General features: G+C 67.2%; 23 protein-coding genes. 8 read left to right on the top strand and 15 right to left on the bottom strand.

The features are described 5' to 3' along the window. Positions 1-2 precede the first annotated feature (2 nt). On the bottom strand, positions 3-347 hold the full coding sequence (locus tag ACXU4B_RS08590; protein ID WP_131409591.1) for a YbjQ family protein: 345 nt from the start codon (positions 345-347) through the stop codon (positions 3-5). 79 nt (positions 348-426) lie between these two features. Then, the gene (locus tag ACXU4B_RS08595) at positions 427-1,266 is read right to left on the bottom strand and encodes an NAD-dependent epimerase/dehydratase family protein (RefSeq protein WP_131409593.1); all 840 of its coding nucleotides are present in this window, start codon (positions 1,264-1,266) and stop codon (positions 427-429) included. Positions 1,267-1,324: 58 nt separating this feature from the next. Here ACXU4B_RS08595 and ACXU4B_RS08600 point away from each other — a divergent pair, with 58 nt between their 5' ends. The 5 genes from ACXU4B_RS08600 (at position 1,325) to ACXU4B_RS08620 (ending at position 7,679) form a co-directional block, all read left to right on the top strand. Beyond that, complete coding sequence (locus tag ACXU4B_RS08600) at positions 1,325-1,864, top strand: shikimate kinase (protein WP_131409595.1); 540 nt, start codon at positions 1,325-1,327, stop codon at positions 1,862-1,864. Next, a complete protein-coding gene (gene aroB, locus ACXU4B_RS08605; protein ID WP_131409597.1) occupies positions 1,861-2,964 on the top strand; it encodes a 3-dehydroquinate synthase in 1,104 nt (367 codons plus the stop codon). The genes ACXU4B_RS08600 and aroB overlap by 4 nt, the downstream gene beginning before the upstream one ends. 103 nt (positions 2,965-3,067) lie before the next feature. Next, positions 3,068-3,328, top strand: a complete 261-nt coding sequence (locus ACXU4B_RS08610; protein WP_131409599.1) for a WGR domain-containing protein — start codon at positions 3,068-3,070, stop codon at positions 3,326-3,328. Between the two features lie 125 nt (positions 3,329-3,453). Then, entirely contained in the window at positions 3,454-4,521 is a 1,068-nt protein-coding gene (hemE, locus tag ACXU4B_RS08615) for a uroporphyrinogen decarboxylase (RefSeq protein ID WP_131409601.1), read from the top strand. 260 nt (positions 4,522-4,781) lie between these two features. Further along, a complete protein-coding gene (locus tag ACXU4B_RS08620) occupies positions 4,782-7,679 on the top strand; it encodes a valine--tRNA ligase (RefSeq protein WP_131409603.1) in 2,898 nt (965 codons plus the stop codon). Positions 7,680-8,147: 468 nt separating this feature from the next. Here the strand turns inward: ACXU4B_RS08620 and rimI are convergent, their stop codons facing one another. Genes rimI through ACXU4B_RS08635 form a run of 3 tightly spaced genes read right to left on the bottom strand, consistent with a single transcriptional unit; the run spans position 8,148 to position 9,883 of the window. Beyond that, positions 8,148-8,618, bottom strand: a complete 471-nt coding sequence (gene rimI / locus ACXU4B_RS08625; protein WP_131409605.1) for a ribosomal protein S18-alanine N-acetyltransferase — start codon at positions 8,616-8,618, stop codon at positions 8,148-8,150. A gap of 6 nt (positions 8,619-8,624) precedes the next feature. Continuing rightward, the gene (locus ACXU4B_RS08630; protein WP_425481389.1) at positions 8,625-9,152 is read right to left on the bottom strand and encodes a hypothetical protein; all 528 of its coding nucleotides are present in this window, start codon (positions 9,150-9,152) and stop codon (positions 8,625-8,627) included. After that, entirely contained in the window at positions 9,110-9,883 is a 774-nt protein-coding gene (locus ACXU4B_RS08635; RefSeq protein WP_131409606.1) for a CDP-alcohol phosphatidyltransferase family protein, read from the bottom strand. Before ACXU4B_RS08635 ends, ACXU4B_RS08630 begins: the two co-directional genes overlap by 43 nt. Before the next feature lie 107 nt (positions 9,884-9,990). On the opposite strand from ACXU4B_RS08635, the gene ACXU4B_RS08640 reads away from it, so the two are divergent. The 3 genes from ACXU4B_RS08640 to ACXU4B_RS08650 all read left to right on the top strand — a co-directional run bounded on the left by ACXU4B_RS08640 (position 9,991) and on the right by ACXU4B_RS08650 (position 12,873). Further along, positions 9,991-10,428, top strand: coding sequence for a DUF4124 domain-containing protein (locus ACXU4B_RS08640; RefSeq protein WP_131410483.1), 438 nt, complete (start codon positions 9,991-9,993; stop codon positions 10,426-10,428). Positions 10,429-10,538: 110 nt separating this feature from the next. Beyond that, on the top strand, positions 10,539-12,236 hold the full coding sequence (locus ACXU4B_RS08645; protein ID WP_131409607.1) for a proline--tRNA ligase: 1,698 nt from the start codon (positions 10,539-10,541) through the stop codon (positions 12,234-12,236). 313 nt (positions 12,237-12,549) lie between these two features. Continuing rightward, on the top strand, positions 12,550-12,873 hold the full coding sequence (locus ACXU4B_RS08650; RefSeq protein WP_131409608.1) for an H-NS histone family protein: 324 nt from the start codon (positions 12,550-12,552) through the stop codon (positions 12,871-12,873). Positions 12,874-12,939: 66 nt separating this feature from the next. Here ACXU4B_RS08650 and ACXU4B_RS08655 read toward each other — a convergent pair whose 3' ends face one another. The 10 genes from ACXU4B_RS08655 to ACXU4B_RS08700 all read right to left on the bottom strand — a co-directional run bounded on the left by ACXU4B_RS08655 (position 12,940) and on the right by ACXU4B_RS08700 (position 24,980). Further along, on the bottom strand, positions 12,940-14,214 hold the full coding sequence (locus ACXU4B_RS08655; protein WP_131409609.1) for a threonine/serine exporter family protein: 1,275 nt from the start codon (positions 14,212-14,214) through the stop codon (positions 12,940-12,942). A gap of 154 nt (positions 14,215-14,368) precedes the next feature. Beyond that, positions 14,369-14,815 (bottom strand): NfeD family protein, encoded by a 447-nt coding sequence (locus ACXU4B_RS08660; protein ID WP_131410486.1) that lies wholly within the window; start codon positions 14,813-14,815, stop codon positions 14,369-14,371. 13 nt (positions 14,816-14,828) lie between these two features. Then, positions 14,829-15,779 carry an SPFH domain-containing protein gene (locus ACXU4B_RS08665; protein WP_131409610.1) on the bottom strand — a complete coding sequence of 317 codons (951 nt, stop codon included), beginning with the start codon at positions 15,777-15,779 and terminating at the stop codon, positions 14,829-14,831. Positions 15,780-15,846: 67 nt separating this feature from the next. Further along, complete coding sequence (locus ACXU4B_RS08670) at positions 15,847-17,229, bottom strand: sensor histidine kinase (RefSeq protein WP_131409612.1); 1,383 nt, start codon at positions 17,227-17,229, stop codon at positions 15,847-15,849. A gap of 28 nt (positions 17,230-17,257) precedes the next feature. Next, on the bottom strand, positions 17,258-17,566 hold the full coding sequence (locus ACXU4B_RS08675) for a hypothetical protein (protein WP_131409614.1): 309 nt from the start codon (positions 17,564-17,566) through the stop codon (positions 17,258-17,260). Between the two features lie 147 nt (positions 17,567-17,713). Next, a complete protein-coding gene (locus ACXU4B_RS08680) occupies positions 17,714-19,051 on the bottom strand; it encodes a sigma-54-dependent transcriptional regulator (RefSeq protein ID WP_131409616.1) in 1,338 nt (445 codons plus the stop codon). Positions 19,052-19,279: 228 nt separating this feature from the next. Further along, positions 19,280-21,085 (bottom strand): DUF885 domain-containing protein, encoded by a 1,806-nt coding sequence (locus tag ACXU4B_RS08685; RefSeq protein ID WP_131409618.1) that lies wholly within the window; start codon positions 21,083-21,085, stop codon positions 19,280-19,282. Positions 21,086-21,184: 99 nt separating this feature from the next. After that, a complete protein-coding gene (locus ACXU4B_RS08690) occupies positions 21,185-22,408 on the bottom strand; it encodes an ABC transporter permease (RefSeq protein ID WP_131409620.1) in 1,224 nt (407 codons plus the stop codon). A 10-nt stretch (positions 22,409-22,418) separates the two neighbouring features. Continuing rightward, positions 22,419-23,723, bottom strand: coding sequence for an ABC transporter permease (locus tag ACXU4B_RS08695; protein WP_131409622.1), 1,305 nt, complete (start codon positions 23,721-23,723; stop codon positions 22,419-22,421). Positions 23,724-23,750: 27 nt separating this feature from the next. Then, a complete protein-coding gene (locus tag ACXU4B_RS08700; protein ID WP_131409624.1) occupies positions 23,751-24,980 on the bottom strand; it encodes an ABC transporter permease in 1,230 nt (409 codons plus the stop codon). Between the last annotated feature and the right edge of the window lie 14 nt (positions 24,981-24,994).

Below are 24,994 nucleotides of genomic sequence, written 5' to 3' on the forward strand. Positions count from 1 at the left end.
CGTCAGCCCATCGGTTCGACCATCACCGCGGTACCGTAGGCGAGCACTTCGGTCACGCCTTCGGCGACGTCGTTGGCGTCATAGCGCATGGCGATCACCGCGTTCGCGCCATGCTGGGCGGCGTGGCGCAGCATCAGCTCGAACGCTTCCTCGCGCGCTTTCTCGCACAGCTCGGTGTAGATCGAAATATTGCCACCCACCAGCGTCTGCAGCGCCGCGCCGAGGTTGCCGATCACGCTGCGCGAACGCACCGTGATGCCGCGCACGATGCCCATCGGGCGCACGATGCGGTAGCCGGGAAGATCGTTGCTGGTGGTGACCATGTGGAATGGAATGCTGGCGGGCATGGGGTTTCCTCCTGGGATGGACGTGTCTTGTCTTGACGGTCAGCCCGGCGCATGCCGGGATGACGAAGTGATGCCGAATTCAACGGGCATGCTGCAACAAGGCCGCATAGCCTTCGCGCGCATCGGGCCAGCGCGGCACGAATCCGCTGTCACGCAGTCGCGCATTGCTGAGGCGCTTGCTTCCCACGCCCGGCGGCGCAGGGCCGTCGGCCGGTCTCGGTGCGCCGATGATGGCAGCGAGGTGGTCGTAGAGCACGTCCAGTGGCAGCGGCGTGTCGTCGACGCCCAGGTAAAGCGGCATCGCCGCGCGCAGCGACAGCAGATGCACGATGGCCGCCGCCGCGTCGTCCACGTGGATGCGGTTGGCCCAGTGCGGCACTTCGCGCGGCACCCGCACGACACCTGCCCGCAGGCGTTCCACCAACTGCAGCCGCTCCGGTCCGTACAGGCCAGCCAGGCGCAGCACGACGGACGCTAGCGGCTGCGCGGCCAGCCAGCGCTCGGCTTCCAGCAGCACCGCGCCATTGAATCCCGGCGGGTCGGGCGCGGTGGTTTCATCGACCCATGCCCCGCCGTGTTCACCATGGACGGCGCTCGAAGACACCAGCAGCACGCGCTCGAGAACTCTGCTATCCAGCGCATCGAGCAGGTAGCGCAGGCCATCGACGAAGACCGCACGATAGGCGGCCGCGTCACGCGCATCCGGGGCCGGCAGGTACACCAGCCGGGTGATGCCGTGCGGCAGTCCGCGCAAGGACTCGGGCAGCGTCAGGTCCCCCGCCAGCCAGCGGATGCCGCCGGCATCGGGCGCCTGGACGCTGCGGCGCAGGGCCCACACCTCGTCACCGCGCGCCAGCAACCGCTGCGCCACGCGCAGGCCGACGTCGCCGCAGCCGGCGATCAGCACGCGCCCGCTCATGCCGGCCACCGCGCCGGCACGCCCTGCCGTGCGCCTTCGCGCCTGCTAGCATTCGCCCATGAATCCATCGTGCAACCTGTTCATCGTCGGGCCCACCGGGGCCGGCAAGACGTCCATCGGACGTCGGCTTGCCGAGCATTATGGTCTGAGCTTCGTCGATCTCGACCAGGAGATCGAGCGCCAGTGTGGCGTGCCGGTGAGCACGGTATTCGAGATTGAAGGCGAGGCCGGCTTTCGCCAGCGCGAAAACCAGCTGCTCGACGAGTGCAGCCGTCGCCGCGGCGTGCTGCTGGCCACGGGTGCCGGTGCGGTGCTTGATCCTGCCAATCGCCGCGCGCTGGCCGAACGCGGCTATGTGCTGTGGCTGCAGGCGACCCTGGCGCAACAGCTCGAGCGGCTCGCCCAGGACCGGCAACGGCCGCTGCTGGCCAGCAGCGATCGCGCGGAACGTCTCAAAGCGATGGCGCACCAGCGCACGCCGCTTTACGAGGAAATCGCCGACCTGGTGATTCCCGGTGCGCACGAGCACGTCCACGCCGCGAGCGCGCGCAGCATCCTCCTGATCGACCAGCACTGGCAGCGCCAGCACGCCGCATGACGACGACCACCGACTCCCGTCTGCGCACCATCGAAGTTGCCCTGGGTAGCCGCAGCTATGCCGTCTCGATCGGCCCCGGGCTGCTGGGTGATCACGTCCGCTGGCGCAGCGCTTTGCGCGGGCGGCATGCGCTGGTAGTCAGCAATACGACGGTGGCGCCGCTGTATCTCGATCGCGTCGCGGAAGGACTCGATAGCCTGCACTGGTCATCGTTCCTGCTCGACGATGGCGAGGCGCACAAGACCTTCGCCAACGTCGGCCGTGCACTGGAAGCGCTGGCCCAGCTGGGCGCCACGCGCGATGCCTGCGTGGTGGCACTGGGCGGTGGCGTGGTCGGCGATCTCGCCGGCTTCAGTGCGGCCTGCTGGATGCGTGGCATCGATTTCATCCAGATGCCCACCACGCTGTTGTCGATGGTCGATTCTTCGGTGGGCGGCAAGACCGGCGTGAACCTGCCGGCCGGCAAGAACCTGGTCGGCGCCTTCCATCAGCCGCGCGCCGTGGTGGCCGACACCGACACGCTGGCCACCCTGCCCGATCGCGAATACCGCGCGGGTCTCGCCGAAGTGGTCAAAGGCGCGGCCATCGGCGACCCCGCCTTCTTCGCATGGCTGGAGCAGCATGCCGCCGCGCTGATGGCGCGCGAGACGGCGCCACTGATCGAAGCCATCGCGCGCAAGGTGCAGTACAAGGCGGGCGTGGTGGCCCGCGACGAAACCGAACAGGGCGAACGCGCCCTGCTCAATCTCGGCCACAGCTTCGGCCACGCGCTGGAAACCGCCGGCAAGTACAGCGTGCTGCTGCACGGCGAGGGCGTCGCCGTCGGCATGCTGCTGGCGGCCCGGCTTTCCGAGCACCTGGGCATGAGCGGGGCGGCCGACACGGCGCGCCTGCATCGCCTGCTGGCCGCGCTGGACCTGCCCACCGCCATCCCCGCCGGCATGGACCCGGCCCAGTTGCTGGCGCTGATGCGGCTGGACAAGAAGAATCTGGCCGGCACGCTGCGGCTGATCCTGTGGCGCGGCATTGGCCGCGCGGAGATCGTTGGCGGCGTGGACGAACAGGCCGTGCTGTCGGTACTCCGGGCCGCCACCGGCTGAGCGCGGGCGCGCCTGCGGCGAGGCCGCGCTCGCTACCATGCCGCTGGCCTTCTAGAATGCAGGCCTTGCGGCCACCTTCCGCCACCCTCGACGCCAGACATCCATGCGCCTCTACCTGCAAGCCATGCCCGCCACCACCGAGGCGCCGCGCTATGTCCAGATCGTGCTGGAGCAGGACCTGCTTGGCGGCTGGACGCTGTATCGCGAAACGGGCGTACAGGGCGGCAAGGCCACGCTCAAGCGCGAGCAGTTCCTGGAACGGGACGACGCCATCGCCGCCTTCGAGAAGGCGCGGGACGCACAGCTCAAGCGCGGCTTCCGCCTGATGTTCAGCCAGGGCCTGGATGGCCCGTACGGCTCCTGAGGAGTGCGTGATGAGGAGTGAGTAGCGAGAGGGCACCGGCCACGGCGCGCGCTTCATCGCCCGACGCCATGGTGCTCCCTCGCTCCGCCCTGCCCTTGCCCGCTTCCCCCTACCCAGGTTCACCCATGACTGAAGCGCTTAAAAACGATCGTTTCCTGCGTGCCCTGCGCCACGAGGCCACCGACACCACGCCCGTGTGGGTCATGCGCCAGGCCGGCCGCTACCTGCCCGAATACCGCGCCACCCGCGCCCGTGCCGGCAGCTTCATGGCGCTGGCGCAGAACCCGCAGCTCGCCTGCGAGGTGACCCTGCAGCCGCTGGAGCGCTTCGAGCTGGACGCGGCCATCCTGTTCTCCGACATCCTCACCATTCCAGACGCGATGGGCCTGGGGCTGAGCTTTGCCCATGGCGAGGGTCCGCAGTTCGCCCATCCGGTACGCACGAAGGCCGACATCGGCAAGCTCGGCGTGCCCGACATGGAAGGCGAGCTGCGCTATGTGATGGACGCGGTGCGGCTGATCCGCCAGGAACTGCATGGCCGGGTGCCGCTGATCGGCTTCTCCGGCAGTCCGTGGACGCTGGCCTGTTACATGGTCGAGGGCCATGGCTCGCGCGATTTCGCCCAGCTCAAGGCCATGTGCTGGAACGATCCGGCCCTGGCCCATCAGCTGCTGGAGACCCTGGCCCGGTCCGTGGCGGCCTACCTGATGGCCCAGGCCGCCGCCGGCGCCCAGGCGCTGATGGTGTTCGATACCTGGGGCGGCATGCTCGGCCCCGCGCCGTACCGCGAGTTCTCGTTGCGCTACATGGCCCAGGTGGTCGACGCCCTGAAGGCCGATGCGCACAGCCGCGAGTTGCCGGTGATCCTGTTCTCCAAGGGCGCCGGCCAGCATCTGGCCGCCATGGCCGACACCGGTTGTGCCGGCCTGGGCGTGGACTGGACCATGGACCTGGCCGATGCCCGCCAGGCCGTGGCCGGGCGCGTTGCGCTGCAGGGCAACCTGGATCCGGCCGTGCTGCGCTCCAACCCGGAAGTGATCCGCCGTGAAGTCCGCCGCGTGATGGACAGCTACGGCAACCACCCCGGCCACGTGTTCAACCTGGGCCACGGCATCACCCCCGAGGTGGAACCCGAGCACGTGAAGGTGCTGGTGGACGAAGTGCACGCCTACGGGCGGCAGTTGCGCGGCTGACGCTTTCTCCCTCTCCCCTGAGGGGAGAGGGCCGGGGTGAGGGGCGGGTGCTCGCGGGAGCGCCTCCTGCCCCACAGAAAAGCCCCCATATTTCAATCAGGCGTTTGGGCCAGCCCCGACCCCTCACCCCAGCCCTCTTCCCGGCGGGGAGAGGGCGCAAAAGAGCGGTGCCTTTGGCACCCCACGCCCCCCGCCCGTACAATCGACCCTTTCACGCCAATCCCGTCGCGCCAACCCCGGCGTGCAACCGCGAGCCCCCGATGGACAAGAGTTTCGAGCCCAGCCTGATCGAGTCGAAGTGGTATGCCCGCTGGGAAGCCAGCGGCGACTTCAAGCCCTCCGGTCGTGGCGAGCCCTACTGCATCCTGCTGCCCCCGCCGAACGTTACCGGCACGCTGCACATGGGCCATGCATTCCAGCAGACCGTGATGGACATGCTGGTCCGCTACCAGCGCATGCGCGGCATGAACACGCTGTGGCAGGTGGGCACCGATCACGCCGGCATCGCGACGCAGAAGATCGTGGAGAACCAGCTCGCCGTCGACGACCGCACGCGCCATGACCTGGGCCGCGAAGCATTCGTCGAACGCGTGTGGAAGTGGAAGGAAGAATCCGGCTCCACCATCACCAACCAGATGCGCCGCATCGGCGCCGCCGCCGACTGGTCGCGCGAACGCTTCACCATGGACGAAGGCCTGTCCGCCGCCGTGCGCAAGGTGTTCGTGGACTGGTATCGCGCCGGCCTGATCTATCGCGGCAACCGCCTGGTGAACTGGGATCCGCTGCTCGGCACCGCCGTGTCCGATCTCGAAGTGAACAACGTCGAGCGCGAGGGCCACCTGTGGTCGATCCGTTACCCGACCGTCGACGGCAGCGACAGCGTGGTGGTCGCCACCACGCGTCCGGAAACCATGCTCGGCGACGTCGCCGTGGCCGTGCACCCGGAAGACGAGCGCCATGCGCGCCTGATCGGCAAGCTGCTGCGCCTGCCGCTGACCGGCCGCGAAATCCCGGTGATCGCCGACGACTACGTCGACCGCGAGTTCGGCACCGGCTTCGTGAAGATCACCCCGGCGCACGACTTCAACGACTATGTCATCGGCCAGCGCCACAACCTGGCACCGATCAACATCTTCACGCTCGACGCCAAGGTCAACGAGAACGCGCCGGAGAAGTACCGCGGCATGGACCGCTACGAGGCGCGCAAGGCCGTGCTGCACGATCTTGAGGCCGCCGGCCTGCTGGTCGAGACCAAGCCGCACAAGCTGCAGGTGCCGGTGAGCCAGCGTTCGGACGCGGTGATCGAGCCGATGCTGACCGACCAGTGGTTCCTCGACCTCACCTCCGAGGTGCAGGCCGATGGCCGTCCGGGCGGCCGCAAGGCCATCACCGAGCCGGCGCTGGATGCCGTGCGCGGCGGCGAGATCAAGTTCGTTCCGGAGAACTGGAGCACCACCTACACACAGTGGCTGGACAACATCCAGGACTGGTGCATCAGCCGCCAGCTGTGGTGGGGCCATCGCATCCCGGCCTGGTATGACGAGGCCGGCAACATCTTCGTGGGCGAGGACGAGGCCGACGCGCGTGCGCATGCCACGGTCGCGCCGGTCGGCGCGCTGCGCCAGGACGACGACGTGCTCGACACCTGGTTCAGCTCGGCGCTGTGGCCATTCTCCACGCTCGGCTGGCCGGCCGATGGCCCGGTGAAGAACGAGCGTGGCGAAGTCGTCGCCAATTGGGCAAACGACCAGATCTTCCTGCCCAGCGCCGTGCTGGTCACCGGCTTCGACATCATCTTCTTCTGGGTCGCACGCATGGTGATGGCGACCAAGTACTTCACCGGCAAGGTGCCGTTCCGCGAGGTCTACATCAACGCCATCGTGCGTGATGCGGAAGGCCAGAAGATGTCCAAGTCCAAGGGCAATACGCTGGACCCGCTGGACCTGATCGACGGCATCGAGCTGGAACCCCTGGTCGCCAAGTCGACCAGGTCGTTGCTGATCCCGCAGGTGCGCGAAAAGGTCGAGAAGCGCATCCGCAAGGATTACCCGGCCGGTATTCCCGCCATCGGCACCGATGCGCTGCGCTTCACCTTCGCCGCGCTGGCCAGCTACAGCCGCACCATCAACTTCGACATCAAGCGCGCCGAAGGCTACAAGGCGTTCTGCAACAAGCTGTGGAACGCGGCGCGCTTCGTGCTGATGAACCTTGAATCCCCACTCCCATCGGGAGAGGGTTCGGCCAGCGCGCAAGCTTCCGGCACTGCCGTACCCTCACCCCAACCCCTCTCCCGGGGGGAGAGGGGCTCACAGCCGGTGACGGAAGCGGAGCGCTGGATCCTCACGCGCCTCAAGCAGACGCTGATCGACGTCGAGCAGCACTTCGCCAGCTACCGCTTCGACCTGCTCGCGCAGGAGCTGTACGAGTTCACCTGGAACGAGTTCTGCGACTGGTTCCTGGAGCTGTCCAAGCCGGCCTTGAACGGCGATGACGCCGTCGCTGCGGCTTCCACGCGCCACACCCTGCTGGTCGTGCTCGAGACCATCCTGCGCGCGCTGCACCCGATCGTGCCGTTCATCAGCGAGGAGATCTGGCAGTCGGTGGCGCCGAAGCTGGCCCTCACCGAAGAGGGCCTGATGCAGCGGCCGTGGCCGCGCGCCGACGAGATCACTGCGGACGACGCGGCCACCGCCGAGATCGAGTGGTTCAAGAACGTGCTGAGCGGCATCCGCCGCATCCGCGCGGAAATGAACATCGCCCCGGGCAAGACCATCCCCCTGCTGCTGGCCGACGGCGATGCCACGGATCGCGCGCGCGCCGCCAAGTTCGCCGCGCAGATCAGCTTCCTGGCCCGCGTCGAGGCGCCGCAGTGGATCGAAGCCGGCGCCGACGAACCGGCTGCCGCCGCGGCGGTGGTCGGTTCGATGCGCGTGCTGATTCCGCTGGCCGGCCTGATCGACCTGGGCGCCGAGAAGACGCGGCTGGGCAAGGAAATCGCCCGCATCGAGGGCGAGATCAGGAAGTGCGAAGGCAAGCTGGGCAATGCCAACTTCGTGGCCAACGCGCCAGCCGAGGTGGTGGCGCAGGAACGCCAGCGCATCGCCGACTGGGGCGTCCAGCTCAACGCCTTGCGCGAGCAGGCGCAGAAGCTTGGCTAAGTAGCGATTTACTCCCTCTCCCCGGCGGGGAGAGGGAGCAAAAGCGCAGCTCTCCGCTTCAAGTCCTCAACGCCATGGCGCGTTGCAGTGAAGCGGCTGCGCAGAGGCGGAGGCGTCCCGCGTCGGGGCCCGAAGACCGTTCGGGCCTGTATCCAACCCTTTGCCACGAGCTCGTCAGGCCATTTCTTTGGGTTGCTTTTCTCTGACTCCGGGCATCCTGCCCTCCGCCCTTCGGGCCGGCTTCGCCGTTCGCCCGCGCTCCTGCGCGTCCGTGGGCCAGCAAAGAAAAGTGACTCGGCCTCCGGCAGGAGGTCGAAACGCCCGCCGCGTAGGCGGCACACTGGCGACACGGCTTGGGAACGAAGCGAAAGAAAGGGCCACCCGATCACCGCCGATCCAAGCCACCACGACCACCCGCCCCCTCATCCCGACCTTCTCCCCCAAAGGGTAGAAGGGGCTAGCGCAGCGCTACGCCGGCAACAGATCCAGCGCCATCACGATGGCGTCTTCGCGCCCGTCCCTGGCCGGGTAGTATTTCGGTCGCCGGCCGATCTCGCCAAAGCCCATGGCCGCGTAAAGCTGCTGCGCCACCGGATTGGACGGCCGCACCTCGAGGAACACGCGCGTCGCGCCATTCCAGCGGGCGATATCGATCAGGCGGCGCATCAGCAGCCGCCCCAGGCCCAGCCCACGATGGGCAGGGCCGACGCAGACATTGAGCACGTGCGCCTCGCCGGCGGCCACCGACAGCACGCCATAGCCGGCGATCTCGCCTTCCACCCACATCACCCAACATGGATGGCCGGCCTTCAGGCAGTCGCCGAAGATGCCCTGCGTCCAGGGAAATTCGTAGGACGCGGCCTCCATCTGGGCGACGACCGGCAGGTCCTCGCGGCGCATGGCGCGGATCTCGGCGACAGGACGGGGCACGGCGACCATGCAGGGTTACTCCACCGGCAGGGCCAAGGCGCGCCGCAGACTGCGCAGCGCATTCCACAGACGGCGCTTGCCGGCTCCGGAGGCCAGTACGCCAGCCGGCTCGTCGGCCAGCACGATATGGGCGCGGGCCAGGGCCGCGGCGGGCAGTTCCCGGCCCAGCGCATGTGCCTGGGCCTCGCCAAACACCAGATAGGCCCGCACCTCGGGCACGGCCGGCAACTGGCCCTGGGTCACTTCGAAGCGCGGCGCCCGCGCCACGGCGGGACCAAAGGCCATCAGGGCGCGACCCACCAGATCCAGCTCACGCGCGGAACAGCCGGCCGGAAGCAGCACCGCGCAATCGCCCGGAGCCCCGCTGGCGACGGCTGCGGCCGCAGGCTCGCCGGCCACGACAGGCACGGCCGGTACCCGTCGCACCCAGGGCGTGACGCCCAGGGCGCGCAGCAGGCGCTCACGGTGGGCCGGCGAGGCTTGCGCGAGCGCGGCCATGGTCAGGCGGCCCCGCGGCGCCGGCGGCGGGTGGCGCGACCCCACAGGGTCATCACCGGGCCGGACAACAGGTAGAGCGTGAACACCACGAACAGCACGCGCGGCGGATCGATGAAGAACGGCACCAGCACCAGCACGCCGACGATGATCCACAGGAACGGCACCCGGCCATCGCCCATCGGCAGCGACTTGAAGCTGTAGTAACGGAAGCGGCTGACCATCAGCAGGCCCACGACGATCGCGATCACCGGCGTGACGAAACACAGTTCCTCGCCGAGGATGCCGAACTTGTCCATGCTCCACACGAAGGACATGCACACCGCGGCCGCGGCCGGGCTGGCCAGGCCCTGGAAATAGCGCTTGTCGATCACGCCCACCTGGGTGTTGAAGCGCGCCAGGCGCAGCGCGGCGCAGGCCGCGTAGATGAATGCGGCGGCCCAGCCGATCTTGCCCCAGGTCGGACCGAAGTCACGCAGCGCGGACAGCGACCAGGTGTACATCACCAGCGACGGCGCCAGGCCGAAACTGACCAGGTCGGACAACGAGTCGTACTGCACGCCGAACTCGGTCTGGGTGCCGGTCAGCCTGGCCACCCGGCCATCCATGCCGTCCAGCAAGGCGGCCACGAACACGGCAATGGCCGCCGCGCTGAAATCTCCCGCAATGCTCACGATGATCGCGTAGAAGCCCGCGAACATCGCACCGGTGGTGAACAGGTTCGGGAGCAGGTAAATGCCCCGGTGCCGCGGGACGCGGACTGGCGTACTGTCGCTCATGAATCAATCCGTGACGGAATGCGCGCAGTGTAAACCATCCGCCGCTTGAGTCCTGACAGAGGGGGTGTTAACTAATGCGCACCCTGTCTCAAGCCCTGGAGAACACCATGCGTCGCCCGCTGATCGCCGCTGTATTGCTCCTCGCAGCGCCCCTGGTCGTCGCCCAGGCGTACAAATGGACCGATGCCAACGGCACCGTGCACTACTCCGACGCGCCCCCGCCGCAAGGCACCAAGTACAGCAAGGTGACCACCACCGGCACGGTGGAACCGCTGGTGGCGCCGGCTCCCGCCGCCAACAACGAGGCCGGTGCCGAGGGTGGCTCCGAGGTCGTGCCGAAGCGAAACACCGAGCCGATGGCCGATACCCCGGAGAACCGCACCAAGCTGTGCGCCTCGCTCAAGGCCAATATGGAGACGCTGAAGGCCAGCGGCCCGGTGATCATGCAGGACGGTGGCCAGCAGAAGGTGATGAGCGCCGACCAGCGCAAGCAGCAGCAGTCCACTGCCGAGGCGCAATACCAGCAGTACTGCTCCGGCGGCTGAACCGCCCGGCCAGGCCCGGGCTCGGGCGGGGCCACCGATGATGGCCCCGCCTGCGGAGTAAGCGCCGCGGATCGTTATAATCGGCCTCTTTCTCCGCCGGATCCGCTCGCATGCGCCTTAGCCAATTCCACCTGGCCACCGTCAAGGAAGTCCCCGCCGACGCCGAAATCGCCAGCCACCGGCTGATGCTGCGCGCCGGCATGATTCGCAAGCTCGCCGCCGGCCTGTACAACTGGTCGCCGCTGGGCCTGCGCGTGCTGCGCAAGGTGGAAACCGTGGTGCGCGAGGAAATGGACCGTGCCGGCGCCGTCGAAATGCTGATGCCGACCATCCAGCCCAAGGAACTGTGGGAGGAAAGCGGCCGCTGGGCCAAGTTCGGTCCGCAGCTGCTGAAGATCAAGGATCGCAAGGAGCAGGAGTTCTGCTACGCGCCCACGGCCGAGGAAGTGGTCACCGACTTCGCGCGCAACGAACTCAAGAGCTACAAGCAGCTGCCGGTCAACTTCTACCAGATCCAGACCAAGTTCCGCGACGAGATCCGCCCGCGCTTCGGCGTGATGCGCGCACGCGAGTTCCTGATGAAGGACGCCTACTCCTTCCACCTCTCGCAGGAATCGCTGCAGCAGACCTATGACGCGATGTACCAGGCCTACGCGCGCATCTTCACCCGCCTGGGCCTGAAGTTCCGCGCCGTGCAGGCCGATACGGGCGCCATCGGCGGCAACGCCAGCCACGAGTTCCAGGTGCTGGCCGAATCGGGCGAAGACGCCATCGCGTTCTCCGACGGCTCCGACTACGCCGCCAACATCGAGAAGGCCGAGGCGTTGGCACCCGCCGACGCGCGCCCTGCCCCGGCCGCGGCCTTGCAGCGCGTGGACACGCCGACGCAGAAGACCATCGACGACGTGGCGGCCTTCCTCAAGGTCGCGCCGCAGCAGTGCGTCAAGACCATCATCGTGCGCGGCACCGATGGCCTGGTCGCCCTGTGCGTGCGCGGCGACCACGAGGTCAATGAAGTGAAGGCCGGCAAGCTGGCCGAGATGCCGGGCGAATCCGTGCTGGCCACCGAGGAGGAAATCCTCGCCCTCACCGGCACGCGCCCGGGCTTCATCGGACCGGTGGGCCTCCCGGCCGGGATTCCGGTGATCGTCGACCGCAGCGCGGCCGTGCTCGCCGACTTCGTCTGCGGCGGCAACCAGGACGGTACCCACTACACGGGCGCCAACTGGGACCGCGACGCGCGCGTGGTCCGCGTGGAAGACATCCGCAAGGTGGTCGAGGGCGATCCCTCGCCGGACGGCAAGGGCACGCTGCGCATGGCCCGCGGCATCGAGGTCGGCCACGTGTTCCAGCTCGGCAGCAAGTACGCCGAGGCGTTGAAGGCCACCGTGCTCGACGAGAACGGCAAGGCCCAGGTCATGCTGATGGGCTGCTACGGCATCGGCGTCAGCCGCATCGTCGCGGCCGCCATCGAGCAGCGCCACGACGACGCCGGCGTGATCTGGCCGGAGGCGATGGCGCCGTGGCGCGTGGCGGTCTGCGTGATCAACCCCAAGAACTCGCCGGAAGTCGCCCAGGCCGCCGACGCGCTCTACCAGCAACTGACCCAGCGCGGCGTCGAAACCGTGCTGGATGACCGCGGCCTGCGCCCCGGCGCCATGTTCGCCGACATGGAGCTGATCGGCATTCCGCATCGCGTGGTCATCAGCGAACGCGGCCTGGCGGCTGGTACGCTGGAATACCGTGCCCGTGACGAGGCGGAAGCGCGCGCCATTACCCAGGACGAGCTGTTCGCATTGCTGGGCTGAGATAATCGGAAATCACCCGTTGAAACGGCCGCGCAAGCGGCCGTTTCCATTTTCGCCATTGCCTCGCCGCAGCCGTCGCGATGCGCCGCATTAACCCGCTCCCCGGCATTTACCGATTAACTGCAGCATGCCGGAATGGCCGACCACTCCCCATCAGGGCCACCATTATGGGATTTACCCGCCTGGCCCAATGGCAGATCCCGCTTTGCATTGGGAATATATATCGGTGAGAATCAAAAGCTCTTAATGGAGGCATTGCACGCATCGCAGTGCCTGATCACGCAGCCAAATACCCACTCCCCGGGAGTTGCCCATGGCAGTCGATATCAAGAACCTCAATCACAATCAGCTCAATGACCTGATCAACAAGGCCCAGCTGCGCCAGAACGAACTGCGCAAGGAAAAGGTGGGCAAGCTGCGCGAGAAGATCCACGCGCTGATCAAGGCCGAGGGCTATACGTTTGAGGACATCTTCGGCCACGGCCGCGCCAAGGTGCGTCGTACCGGCGTTACCGTGGCACCGAAATACCGCAACCCGGCCGATCCGGAACAGACCTGGTCCGGCCGCGGCAAGCGCCCGCGCTGGTTCAATGACGCGCTGAAGGCCGGCAAGAAGGAAAAAGACCTGGCGATCTGATCGCCATCGGTCCACCCATGAAAAAACGCCGGCAAGCTGCCGGCGTTTTTCATTGGGGCATGCGCATCAGAGTGAACGGCGCGGCGCTATCAACAGGTCGCCGAACAACAGCCCTGCCACCAGCGCTATCAGCAGCGTCATGAGCAACAGGCTGGTATCCATGCCCAGCGTGGTATCGCGCTCCAGCAAATAGGACACGCTGCGAAAACCGACGCTGCCCGGCACCAGCAGGATAATCCCGGGCTCGCGAATGATGGCCCCCGGCCGCTGCACGAAACGCGCATAGGCATTGGCCAGTCCGCTCAGCGTCAGGCCGCCCAGGAAAACGCCGAACGGCGCCGCCGGAATCTTGCCCGCCAACGCACCGCCCCAGCGCGTGGCCAGGTAACCGAGCACCACCGCGGCCATTACCACCAGCCAGTCGCGGCGTGCGGCGCGAAAGGAAATGGCGAACGCGAAGGCGCCGATCAGCAAGGCCGGATAGTCGGTCCAGGCGGGCAGCGGCGGCAGCGCGTAGTCACGGCCTTCGACACCAAACGCATGGCAGAGCTGGGTACCCGCCACAGTGCCGAAGGTGAGCTTGATCAGCGTGGCAATCGCACCACCCATGCGGGCGACACCGGCCACCAGGTGCTGGCTGGAGATCTCGCGCACGGCAGTGGTGAGCGCCATGCCCGGCATCAGCACGATCAAGCCGGCCAGGATCACCGACTTGATCGCCAGCGGCACCACGAACTGGCTGACCATGATGGCGATGACCGCGGCCACCAGCGCGCTGATCGCCTCGCTGGCGACGGCCAGGCGGGGACGCGTCGCGGACAGCACGGTAATCGAGCCGATGATCAGGCCGATCAGGGCCGAGGTCAGCAGGTCGGCCCAGGAACTGTGCAGCAGCAGCGCCACCACCGCCGCCGCGGCCAGGCCATAGCTGGCGGTCACGCCTGCCTGCGCCCGGCGCGTTTCGGGGCGCCCGAGGTCGCGCAGCAGGCGAAAGCCTTCGCGCAACTCGAGATCGCCGGCGATGACCTTGTCGGCGATCGCATCGGCGTCGCACAGCCGCGCCAGGTTCACGTCGCCCGGCGCCAGCCGCATCACCTGCGTGACCTGCGCCACGTCCTGCTCGCCCTGGGCCAGGTCGGTGAAGGAAATGATGATTGCCGTAGGGCTGGACCAGACGTCCGCGACCAGCCCCAGGCGCTGCGCCGCGCCGGCGATCGCGCTTTCGAGGCGTGGCGCCGCGGTTCCGTACTGGTGCAGGCGACGGGCCAGTTCCAGCAGGAAGGCAATGCGCGTATGGAGCGGCGCAAGCACCGGCGGCGTGACGACGGCGGGATGGGTCATGGCACGCACGACCGCCGGCAGGCCGCCGCGCGCGGCGACGAAACGTCGGGAATGAGGAAGGCGTTCGACATGCCGTTAGTAGAACTGATTGGCATGGCGGTTGTCAGTGTCGTCCTTCACCGGAACACGCCGGCGTGGCCATGGAGGGCGCGCCTTACGGCGCCGCCCTCACCCGCAACGTGGTGCCGTCGACACCCACGACCTCCACCGTGCTGCCTGCCGGCAGATCTGGCCCGGTGACCAGCCACAAGCCGTCGCCGACCTTCGCCTTGCCACGCCCGTTGACGATGGCCTCGGCCAGCACGTAACGCTGGCCGATGCTCTGTTCGCCACGGCGATTGAGTCGCGCGTCGCCCGGCTCGTGGCGCATCAGCTTCGGGCGCACGGCGTACCAATAGACGGCGCACGACACGAAGGCCAGCGCGACGAAGATCAAGGCCTGGCCCAGCATGGACAGCCCGGGCGCCAGCAGCACCGCCAGGCCGGTGACGCCGGCGGCGATGCCGATCCACAGCATGAAGTAACCAGGCAGCACGACCTCCACGCCGATCAACACCAGCGCGAGGATCCACCACCAGTAATGCAGGGCAAGGTCTTCCATCATCGTGCCCCGCTCAGCCCATCGCCGGCGGCACGCGACGGGCGCCGCCGGCCTGCTGCTGGCTCATCGATTCCTTCGCCAGTTCGGCGATGCCCGCGAGCGAACCGAGGATGCCGGTGGCTTCGATCGGCAGCAACAGCATCTTCTGGTTGGGCGAGTTGGCCATTTCCTTCAACGCCTCGACGTACTTGTTGGCGACGAAGTAATTGAGCGCGTTGACGTTGCCGTTGGCGATCGCTTCGGAGACCATCGAGGTTGCCTTCGCTTCCGCCTCGGCCGAACGCTCGCGGGCCTCGGCCGCACGGAAGGCGGCCTCTTTCTCGCCCTCGGCGGCGAGGATCACCGACTGCTTCTCGCCTTCGGCCTTGAGGATCGCCGCCTGCCGGAAGCCCTCGGCATCGAGGATGTTGGCGCGCTTCTCGCGCTCGGCCTTCATCTGGCGCGCCATCGAATCGATCAGGTCGCGCGGCGGCGCGATGTCCTTGATCTCGATGCGGTTGACCTTGACGCCCCATGGGTGGGTCGCCTCGTCCACCACGCGCAGCAGCTTGGCGTTGATGGCATCGCGCTGGCTGAGCGATTCGTCCAGGTCCATCGAGCCGAGCACGGTGCGGATATTGGTCATCACCAGCGCCAGCGCCGCCTGTTCGAGATTGGCCACTTCATAGGCGGCCTTGGCGGCGTCCAGCACCTGGTAGAACACCACGCCGTCCACGCGCACCACGGCGTTGTCCTTGGTGATGACGTCCTGCGAGGGCACGTCGAGCACCTGCTCCATCATGTTCATCCGGCGTCCGACCGTCTGGTAGACCGGGATGAGGAAATGCAGGCCCGGGCTGAGCGTGCGCGTGTAGCGCCCGAAGGTCTCCACCGTCCATTCGTAACCCTGCGGCACGATGCGGACCAGTTTCGCCAGCACGATCACCGCCACGACGACTATCACCAACGCGAACAGCTGACCCATTGCCCGATCCCCACATCCATGAAAGATGGCCGGAGTATAGGTGAGTGCCCGCTTCCGCGATAACGGCCTACTTCGGCCCCAGCGGCAGGAGCAGGCTGACGCGCAGGCCGCCCTCTTCGCGGTTGGCCAGGGCGATGCGGCCGCCGTGGGCTTCCACGATCTCGCGCGCCAGGGCCAGGCCCAGGCCGGTGCCCGAGCGCTTGGTGGAATAGAACGGCAGCAGTGCCTGCGCCAGCACCGTTTCGCTCATGCCGGGCCCGTGGTCGGCCACTTCGATGCGCAGGTCGCGGGCAATCACCGCCAGCGACAGGCTCACCTCGTCGGCGGCGCTGCCCGATTCATGCGCGTTCTTGATCAGGTTGATCAGCACTTGCTCGATCTGCGCCGCATCGAACCAGCCCGGCTGCTCGGGCATGCTGCCGCGCAACTGGAACCGGCAATGCAGCGACAGCCCGTCGAGGAATGCCTGCCACACGATGGTCGACGGCTGCGGCGCCGGCAGCTTGGCGAAGCTCGCATAGCCGGCAATGAAACCGTGCAGGTGGCGCGCGCGCTCGCCGATGGTGGCGAACACGCCCGGTAGGCGCGAGGTGTCGCCACGCCTTGCCAGTTCCGCGCCCGAGTGCGCCAGTGACGAAATCGGCGCCAGCGAGTTGTTCAGCTCATGGCTGATCACGCGGATGACGCGCTTCCACGTGGCCACTTCCTGTCGCGACAACTCGCGCGTCATGCGGCGGAACAGCTGCAGGCGGTGGGGCCTGCCCTGCAGGCGGAAACTGCGTTGCGACAGATGGAAGGTTTCCTCGCCGCCATCCATTTCCACGCTGAGCAGCGCATCCTCGCCGCCGGCGACCGCCCGGCGCAGCGCTTCGGGGGCGCCGCTGAGCAGGTCCATGAAGTCCAGGCCGTGCAGCGTGCGGCCTTCGTTGAACAGGTGGCGCGCCGCGATATTGGCGTAGGTGACACGTCCGCTCGCATCGGTGAGCACCAGCGCCACCGGCGTGTTCTGCACCACCGTGTCGAGCAGCAGTTCGCGCTGCGCGAGGTGCTGGCGCTGTTCGCGCAGGGTCTGCCCCAGTGCGTTGTGCATGCGGATCAGCTCACCCAGTTCGTCGCGACGTGACGACACGATGGAAAAGCTGAAATCGCCGTCGCGATAGCTCGCCACGGCGCCTTCCAGCGCGCGCAGCAACTTGGTGATCGGCGAGATCACGCGGTGCCCCAGCCAGAGCGACAAGGGCAGCAGCAGCACCACCGAAACCAGCAGGCCGCCATAGAAACCGAATCGCCCGGGCGCCCCGAGATTGACGCCCAGGTCCTGGTGCATCCACGCCAGCACCTGCGGCAACGGCCATTGGGTGACGCCGGCGTACACCAGCGCGCCGGACACGGCGGCCAGGCCAAGCAGAAGCACCATGCGCGACTCGAGCGAACTCAGGCCGCGCAGCATGCAGGCATTCCGGTGAGGTGAAGCGGACTCAATGGCACGCGCCGTAAGCTCCCATCGGCACGCAATTCACATGGGGACCGTGGCCATTGTTGATGATCACGCGGATCGGCGTCTGGTCGGGCGGCGCATTGTCCCTGGGCGGCTGGCTGCTGAATTTGAAGCGCCCGGCATCGGCCGCAGCCGCGCTCAGCGCGTCGCGATAGGCACCTGCAGCGGTGGTGGCTGGCGCCGGCGCGTTCCAGTGGTCGCTGGCCTGCCCTGCCGGTGGCACGACGCCCTGCGCTGCGGCGCTGGCGCACAGCAGGCTGGTCATCAGCATCAGGTGGCGACAGCGCATGGCGGACTCCATCGGCACAGCCGACATCATCCTCGCCATCGCGGTCGCCGGCAATCGTGACTGCCGGCCCTGCCGGGCAAGCGCGGACGGCCGCGCCACGGCCCGGCGTCCATGCCACGCGCGCGTTGCCGTTGGGCAGGCCCATGCTCAGGCCTGGGCCAGCCCGTAGCGCTCCATGCGCCGGTACAGCGCCTGGCGCGACAGGCCAAGGGCCTGGGCCGCGCGGCTGACCACGCCACCGGCCTTTTCCAGCGCGGCCTCGACCGATTCGCGGCTGGGCTCGTCGAGGTTGCGCACGACGGACGGGCCAAGCTGCGGCAGGTTCAGCTGTTCGGGCGCAATGCGGCCATCATGGGCCAGCAGGGCGGCGCGCTCGATGGCGTTCTTGAGCTCACGCACGTTGCCGGGCCACGGATAGGACAGCAGCGCGTCGCGCGCAGCATCGCCCAGCTCGGCGCGGCCGTCGAGGAAGAATTCGGCCAGCGGCAGGATGTCGTCAATGCGCTCGGCCAGCGGGGGCAGGTTCACTTCGATCACGTTGAGGCGGTAGTAGAGGTCCTCGCGGAAGGTGCCCGCGCGGATCATCGCCTTGAGGTCGGCATTGGTCGCGCTCAGCACGCGGACTTTCACGTGGCGCGTGCGCCCCGAACCGAGCCGCTCGAACTGGCCGGTCTCCAGCACGCGCAACAGCTTCACCTGGCCGGACAGCGACAGGTTGCCGATTTCGTCCAGGAACAGGGTGCCGCCGTCGGCGAGTTCGAAGCGGCCTTCGCGTGCCTTGTTGGCGCCGGTATAGGCGCCCGCTTCGGCACCGAACAACTCCGCTTCGATCAGCTCACCGGGCAGCGCGCCGCAGTTCACCGCGATGAAGGCGCCGCGCCGGGCGCCCGAATTGGCGTGCACGATCGCGGCGATGCGCTCCTTGCCCGCGCCATTGGGGCCGGTGATCAAGACCGGCACTTCCGAGCGCGCGACCTGGCAAGCCAGCTCCAGCGTGCGCGCCATTGCCTCGGAAGCGAACACGATGCCGTCCAGGTCGTAGCGACGCTGCAGGTCTTCGCGTCGGCGACGGCGTTCGTTGCGCGCGCGAGCGACTTCCCGCGTGGATTCGGAAAGCTCGAGCAGGTTCTCCACCGTGGCCAGCAGCTTGGCGTCGTCCCAGGGCTTGGCGAGATAGTCGGCGGCGCCTGCCTTGACCAGTTCCACCGCGGTTTCCAGATGCGTCCATGCGGTCAGCAGGATCACCGGCAGGTCGGTGTGGCGCTGGCGGATGGCGCGGAACAGCGCGATGCCCTCCTCGCCCGAGGTGGTGTCGGCGGTGAAGTTCATGTCCTGGATCACGACATCGATCCGCTCGCTCTCCAGCATCGCCAGGCCCTGCTCGGGCGTCAGCGCGATCAGCGGGCGGATCTCGTGCAGGGAGAGCGCCAGCGAAAGCGCCTCACCCACGGCCGGGTTGTCGTCGATGATCAGTACGGTTCGCATTCGTCGCTTGCACATGTAGACGTGGATGCAGCTCCACGCCAAAAGGTTGACACGTTCGGAACAATTCGTCGCCGGGGCACCTCCCTCTCCCCTCCGGGGAGAGGGTCGGGGTGAGGGGTCAATCTGGCGAGAATGCTTGATCGGAGCGCGCTTCGACCAGGCGTCATCGCAAGCACCCGCCCCTCACCTCCGTCCTCTCCCCGGCGGGGAGAGGACGCAGGGCGAGCCTCAGCCCTTGGCCGCGTGCGCCGGCGCCTTGCCGGCCTTCACCGAGGCAATCCAGGCGTCGACGCGCGCCTCGAGCACGTCCAGCGGCAGCGCGCCGCCGCCGAGGATCTCGTCGTGGAAGGCGCGGATGTCGAACTTGTCACCCAGTTCCTTCTTCGCGCGATCACGCAGCTCCAGGATCTTCAGCTGGCCCATCTTGTACGCCAGCGCCTGGCCCGGCCAGGTGATGTAGCGGTCGGTTTCGGCCTGCACGTCCGGCTCGTCCTGGCTGGAGTGGGTATGGAAGAAATCGACCATCTGCTGGCGCGTCCAGTGCTTGTAGTGCACGCCGGTGTCCAGCACGAGGCGATCGGCACGCAACAGTTCGTCGGACAGGCGGCCGTAGTCGGACAGCGGGTCCTTGTAGAAGCCGATGTCCTTGCCCAGGCGCTCGGCATACAGCGCCCAGCCCTCGATGTAGGCGTTGTAGCCGGCCTGCTGGCGGAACGGCGGCAGGCCGGGCAGCGTCTGCGCAATGGCGATCTGCATGTGATGGCCGGGGACGCCTTCGTGATAGGCGGTGGACTCGATGGTCAGCAGGCTGCGGTTGGCGAAGTCGCTGGTGTTGACGAACACCTTGCCCGGCCGCGAACCGTCCGGCGTACCCTGCTGGTATTCGGCGCCGGCGGCCTCCTTCTCGCGGAAGGCCTCCACCGGCACCACTTCCACCTTGGTCTTGGGCAACAGGCCGAACAGCTTGGGCAGCTGCGGCTGCATGCCTGCAATGTAGGTGCGGTAGTGGTCGAGGATGTCCTCGCGCGAGGTCGGGTGCGTCTTGGGGTTGGTCTTGAGCGAGGCACGGAAGCTGGCCAGGTCATTGAAACCCTGCGACTTGCCGATCACCGTCATCTCGTCTTCGATGCGCTTGACCTCGGACAGGCCAAGCTCATGGATGCGCTCGGGGCTCTCCTTGGTGGTGGTCATCTGCTCCACCTGGAAGCGATAGATCGCGTCACCGTTCGGCAACTGCCACACGCCCGGCTGGGTGCGACCGTGCGGTGCGTAATCCTTGGCCACGAACTGGCCGAGTTTGGTATAGGCAGGACGCACCTGCTGGTCGATGGCAGCCAGGATTGCGTCGTGCAGGCGCTTCTGGTCGGCGGCCGAGACCGACTTGGGGAAATGCTTCAGCGGCTCGGCGAACACGCTGTCCATGCCGGCCGGCTTGCCGATGCTGTCGATCTGCGTGACGACTTTTTCCAGCAGGTACTTCGGCGGCATCATGCCGTCCTTCTGGCCCTGGCGCGCCACGTCGATCACCTGATCGAACAGCGCGGGCACCGCCTTCAGGCGCGCGAGGTAGTCCTCGTACTCCTTGGCGTCGTCGAACGGAATGGAGCTGACGAAGCCGGCCAGTCGCAGGTGCACGCCGCTCATCTGTTCCAGTGGCATCTCGTCGATCTTCAGTTCATGCGCCTTGAGCGCGTCCTGCAGCTGGCGAACCATCAGCTGCTGGTTGAGCTTGTCCTCATCGGAAAAGCCGCTGGTATCGATGGCCTGGAAGCGCTTGAGGAAGTCCTTCGTCTTGGCGTACTCGGCCTGCTGCTGCGCCAGCGATGCATTGCTCCAGCGGTCGTTGTAGCGCAGGTCGCCCAGGATCGTCGCGAACTCCGGCGCGGTTTCCAGCGTGTGCTGCCACTGCTCGGCAAGCAGGTCGTTGAGCGCCTTGACGCGCGTGGGAACGTCCGCCGGAGCGGCCTGCACGGCAGTCGCACAGGCGACCGTCATCAACACACCCGCCAACATCATTCGCGGTCCGATCTTCATGCATGCACCTCTGGGGTTGAGATGGGCCTATTGTCCATGGCCCGCGATGGCACAACCCGTGCCGAACCGCATGGTTCGGCACGTTGGTTGCCGGTCAGACTATACCGACCGGGTGGCCACCACCGGCGGTACCGCCGCCGCCCGCATGGCCGGGCCCAGCACGGCCAGCTGGCCGATGGCCCACAGCAACAGGGCCCCGACCGGGAAATAGATCGCCGGCAGGCGGGGCAGCTCGTAGTGCACCATCAGCAGCAGGTTGATGCCGTAGGCGAGCACCATGCCGAGCACGATGCCGATGGTGGCGAGCAGGAAATTCTCGGTCTGGAAGTAATGCAGGATATTGCGACGGGTGGCCCCCAGCGCACGACGCACGCCGATCTGCCGACGACGCTGCGCCACCCAGAAACTGCCGAGGCCGACGATACCCAGCGCCGTCACGATCAGCAGCGCCACGCACACGCCCACCAGCAGGCCGGCCATGGCACGGTCATTCTGGAAGAACTCATGGCGCATGTCGTCGAACACATGCTTCTTGAGCACGACCCGGTGCGGGTTGATCTGCTTGAGCTTGGCCAGCGCGGCGGCCAGCACGCGCTCGCGGTCCTGTGGCGCAACCGTGCGGATCACGAACTCGCCGTTGGATATGCGCATCGGCAGGATCATGCTGTAGCTCGCGGCCGCGTCGTCCCAGATCGACGGCCGCACCAGCTCCTTCACCACGCCCACCACGGTCAGCGGATAGTCGGAAAGATAGATCTGCTTGCCCAGCGCCTGCTGGCCCGGCCACAGGCGCTCGGCCATCTTCTGCGTGATCAGGATCACGTGGGGAATCGACTTGGCGTCCTTGGTTTCGGCCGCCTTCACCACATCGTCGAAATCCTTGTATTCGTCCGACCTCAGGTCGCGGCCGGCCACCAGTTGGGCGCCCAGCGCCTGCACGATGTTCTCGCCCGAATACATGGTGGCGTTGAGCGTGGACAGGCGCTGCTTGGGGTCGAGCTTGATGCCGCCGTTCGACGACGAGCGGCCGAACGGCACCTCGTTGACCGAGGCCACGTCGGAGACCCCGGGAATCTGCCGCAGCGCGGCCAGGTCTTCCAGCGCGCGCGCCTTCTGGTCCTTGCTGGCGCCGATGTCGGCCAGCGCGATATGCACCAGGCGGTGCTCGTCCACGCCGCTCTGCATGTTCATGCGTTCGAGGCGTTGGCTGATGATGAACACCGCGTTGCACACGATGGCGCAGGTCAGCGCGATCTCGATGATCACCAGGAACGCGGTGATCTTGTGGCGGCGGAGCGTGGAAAGAATGGGAAGGATGTCCATGGCGTCGTCCTTACTGGCTCTTCAGTTGGAGCGCGGGAGTGATCTGGCAGGCGCGCCAGGCGGGCAGCAGGCCCGCCAGCAGGCTCGAACCCAGCGCCAGGAGGAAGGTGATCAGCAGCATCGACGCATCGAGGTGCGCCAGCGCGGCGTAGTCGGACGGCTGGCGTCGCACCAGCCACAGCCCGAGGAATGCCAGCAGCAGGCCACCGAAGCCGCCCGCCAGGCCGATCACGCCGGACTCGACCAGCAACTGCGAGAACACTTCGCGCTTGGAGGCACCCAGCGCACGCCGCACGCCCAGTTCCCCCGAGCGGCGCAGGAACTTGGCCAGCATCAGGCCCACCGTGTTGACCAGGCACACCAGCAGGAAACCGAAGGCCAGCCAGGTCTGCAGGCGCACGTCGCCGGGCACGACCTTGTTGATGTCCAGCCAGGCCATCAGCCCCGGCAGGCGCACGTTGACCGGACGCTCGAAGCGCCCCAGCGTCTTCTGCTCCTGCGCGTAGTGGGTCAGGTATTCCTTGTATGCGGCCACCTTGGTCGCGCTGTCCAACTGCACCCAGAACTGCAGCCACACGCACGGCTGCGTTTCGGCGTGCTCGTCGGAACCGCCGCCCGTGCCCCAGCAGTCGGTGGAACCGTTGTGTTCGAAGCGCACGTCGCGCGACGTGCTCAGCGGCACGAAGACATCCTCGGACGCCGAATAATTGCCCATGTTCAGGTCGTAGAAATGGGGATTGGGGCGCCAGCTGTCGAGCACGCCGACGATGCGGAAGGCGGTGTCCTTCATGCGCAGCGTCTGGCCCGTGCTGTCCTTGCCGCCAAACAGCTTGTCGTTGAGCGTGCGCGAGATCACCACCACGCGCGATTTGCTGTTGTCGTCCGCCTCGCTCCAGCCGCGCCCGTACAGGAACGGCACCTGGAACATCGCGAAGAAGTCGCTGCTGGTGTAGCGCGCATCGCTGTAGAACGGATCCAGGCTCGACTGCGCCGGTTGCACCGGCACCGCGCCGCCGGTCATGAGTGCCTGCCGGTCGGCGCGCTTGGACCGCAGCAGGTTCATGCCGTCGATCCAGGTCACCTGTTCCGGCGGCGGCTTGGCGGGCTCGTAGCCATCCATGTCGCGCGGATCAAGCTGTGGATAGAACAGCGTGCCGCTGCTGCCGGGCAGCGGATCGCCCGACAGCACATGCAGCACGGTGAGCGTGGTCATGCTGGCTCCAATGCCCAGCGCAATGGCCAGCACCATCAGCGCCGTCAGTATCTTGTTGCGCTTGAGGCTGCGCAGCGCCAGGTCCAGGTAATAGCCGAACATACGTTTCCCCTCTCCGTTGCCCCGCGGTCACACCGACCGCGTGGCTTCCACCGGCGGCACTCGCGAGGCGCGCAGCGCCGGCGCCAGTACCGCCCCTTGTCCCAGCAACAACAGGATCACCACGCCCATCAGCAGGTACAGCAGCGACAGGCGGTGCATCTCGAAACGCGTGACCAGCCACAGGTTGATCGCCACGGCCAGCAGTGCGCCCACCAGCACGCCGCCGGAACTGATCAGCAGGTTCTCGGTCATGAAGTAGTGCAGGATGTCCTGCTGCGTCGCGCCCAGCGCGCGGCGCACGCCGATCTGCTTGCGCCGCTGGCCCACCCAGAAACTGGTCAGGCCCACGATGCCCGCCGCCGTGATGGCGAGCAGCGCGATGCAGATCACGCCCATCAGGATGGCCATGCCGCGATCGCGCTCATAGGCCTTGGCACGCACCTGCGCAAAGCTCAGCACACCATCCTCGTCATTGATGATGCGGCGCGGGTTGTGCTCGAACAGGGCCTTGGGCGTGGCGCGCATCGCCGCGTCGAGCTGGCCCGGTTGCGTGCGCACGATGTAGAACGTGCCGAGCGATACCGCCAGGCGCTTGGGGATCAGCACCGAGCGATAGGCGAAGCCCGATGCCCAGCGTTCCACGCTTTGCGCCTGCAGCAGCTCCACCACGCCGACGATGGTGGCCGGACCGCCGATCAGGTAGATCGTCTTGCCTACCGCCTCGCCACCGGGGAACAGCTTCTCCGCCAGCGCCCGGGTCACGATCACGACCGGCGGACTCAGGCGATCGCGCATGTCCATGCGGGTGATTTCCTCCGCACGGAAGTTGCGGCCGGCGATGAGCTTCAGGCGCAGGGTATCGATGAAGTGGTCATCGGCGAAGTAGATCGTCGCCCCCGAGGTGTCCTGCAACTGGTCGGGCTTGAGCTTCACGCTGTCGTCCCAGCCGCCGCCACGCAGCGGGTAGGAATTGCTCGGCGTCACCTCGGCCACGCCGGGAATCTGGCGCATCACCGCAAGGTCCTCGCGAATCTTGGCATCGGCCTGTTCGGACGTGTACGAGCCCACCCACTCGTTCTGCACTATGAAGATGTTGGCCTCGTCCAGGCCGCTCGGCTCGGACAGGTGCGACACGCGCTGCTGGATGATGAAGAGCGCATTGCAGACGATGGCGAGCGTCAGCGCGATCTGCATCGCGATCAGGAAGGTGCCCGCCTTGTGTCGACGCAGCGCGGAAAGAATCGGCTTGATCTGCACGGTTCGCTCCTCGC

Source organism: Dyella soli, from assembly GCF_054482295.1.

Coding starts and splice junctions, on each gene's coding strand:
- ACXU4B_RS08620 (WP_131409603.1), top strand. CDS start 4,782: ATGGACAAGAGTTTCGAGCCCAGCCTGATCGAGTCGAAGTGGTATGCC.
- ACXU4B_RS08640 (WP_131410483.1), top strand. CDS start 9,991: ATGCGTCGCCCGCTGATCGCCGCTGTATTGCTCCTCGCAGCGCCCCTG.
- ACXU4B_RS08600 (WP_131409595.1), top strand. CDS start 1,325: ATGAATCCATCGTGCAACCTGTTCATCGTCGGGCCCACCGGGGCCGGC.
- ACXU4B_RS08690 (WP_131409620.1), bottom strand. CDS start 22,408: ATGGACATCCTTCCCATTCTTTCCACGCTCCGCCGCCACAAGATCACC.
- ACXU4B_RS08635 (WP_131409606.1), bottom strand. CDS start 9,883: ATGAGCGACAGTACGCCAGTCCGCGTCCCGCGGCACCGGGGCATTTAC.
- ACXU4B_RS08685 (WP_131409618.1), bottom strand. CDS start 21,085: ATGAAGATCGGACCGCGAATGATGTTGGCGGGTGTGTTGATGACGGTC.
- ACXU4B_RS08680 (WP_131409616.1), bottom strand. CDS start 19,051: ATGCGAACCGTACTGATCATCGACGACAACCCGGCCGTGGGTGAGGCG.
- ACXU4B_RS08645 (WP_131409607.1), top strand. CDS start 10,539: ATGCGCCTTAGCCAATTCCACCTGGCCACCGTCAAGGAAGTCCCCGCC.
- ACXU4B_RS08650 (WP_131409608.1), top strand. CDS start 12,550: ATGGCAGTCGATATCAAGAACCTCAATCACAATCAGCTCAATGACCTG.
- ACXU4B_RS08695 (WP_131409622.1), bottom strand. CDS start 23,723: ATGTTCGGCTATTACCTGGACCTGGCGCTGCGCAGCCTCAAGCGCAAC.
- rimI (WP_131409605.1), bottom strand. CDS start 8,618: ATGGTCGCCGTGCCCCGTCCTGTCGCCGAGATCCGCGCCATGCGCCGC.
- ACXU4B_RS08665 (WP_131409610.1), bottom strand. CDS start 15,779: ATGGGTCAGCTGTTCGCGTTGGTGATAGTCGTCGTGGCGGTGATCGTG.
- ACXU4B_RS08590 (WP_131409591.1), bottom strand. CDS start 347: ATGCCCGCCAGCATTCCATTCCACATGGTCACCACCAGCAACGATCTT.
- ACXU4B_RS08660 (WP_131410486.1), bottom strand. CDS start 14,815: ATGGAAGACCTTGCCCTGCATTACTGGTGGTGGATCCTCGCGCTGGTG.
- hemE (WP_131409601.1), top strand. CDS start 3,454: ATGACTGAAGCGCTTAAAAACGATCGTTTCCTGCGTGCCCTGCGCCAC.
- ACXU4B_RS08655 (WP_131409609.1), bottom strand. CDS start 14,214: ATGACCCATCCCGCCGTCGTCACGCCGCCGGTGCTTGCGCCGCTCCAT.
- ACXU4B_RS08610 (WP_131409599.1), top strand. CDS start 3,068: ATGCGCCTCTACCTGCAAGCCATGCCCGCCACCACCGAGGCGCCGCGC.
- ACXU4B_RS08670 (WP_131409612.1), bottom strand. CDS start 17,229: ATGCTGCGCGGCCTGAGTTCGCTCGAGTCGCGCATGGTGCTTCTGCTT.
- ACXU4B_RS08595 (WP_131409593.1), bottom strand. CDS start 1,266: ATGAGCGGGCGCGTGCTGATCGCCGGCTGCGGCGACGTCGGCCTGCGC.
- ACXU4B_RS08675 (WP_131409614.1), bottom strand. CDS start 17,566: ATGCGCTGTCGCCACCTGATGCTGATGACCAGCCTGCTGTGCGCCAGC.
- aroB (WP_131409597.1), top strand. CDS start 1,861: ATGACGACGACCACCGACTCCCGTCTGCGCACCATCGAAGTTGCCCTG.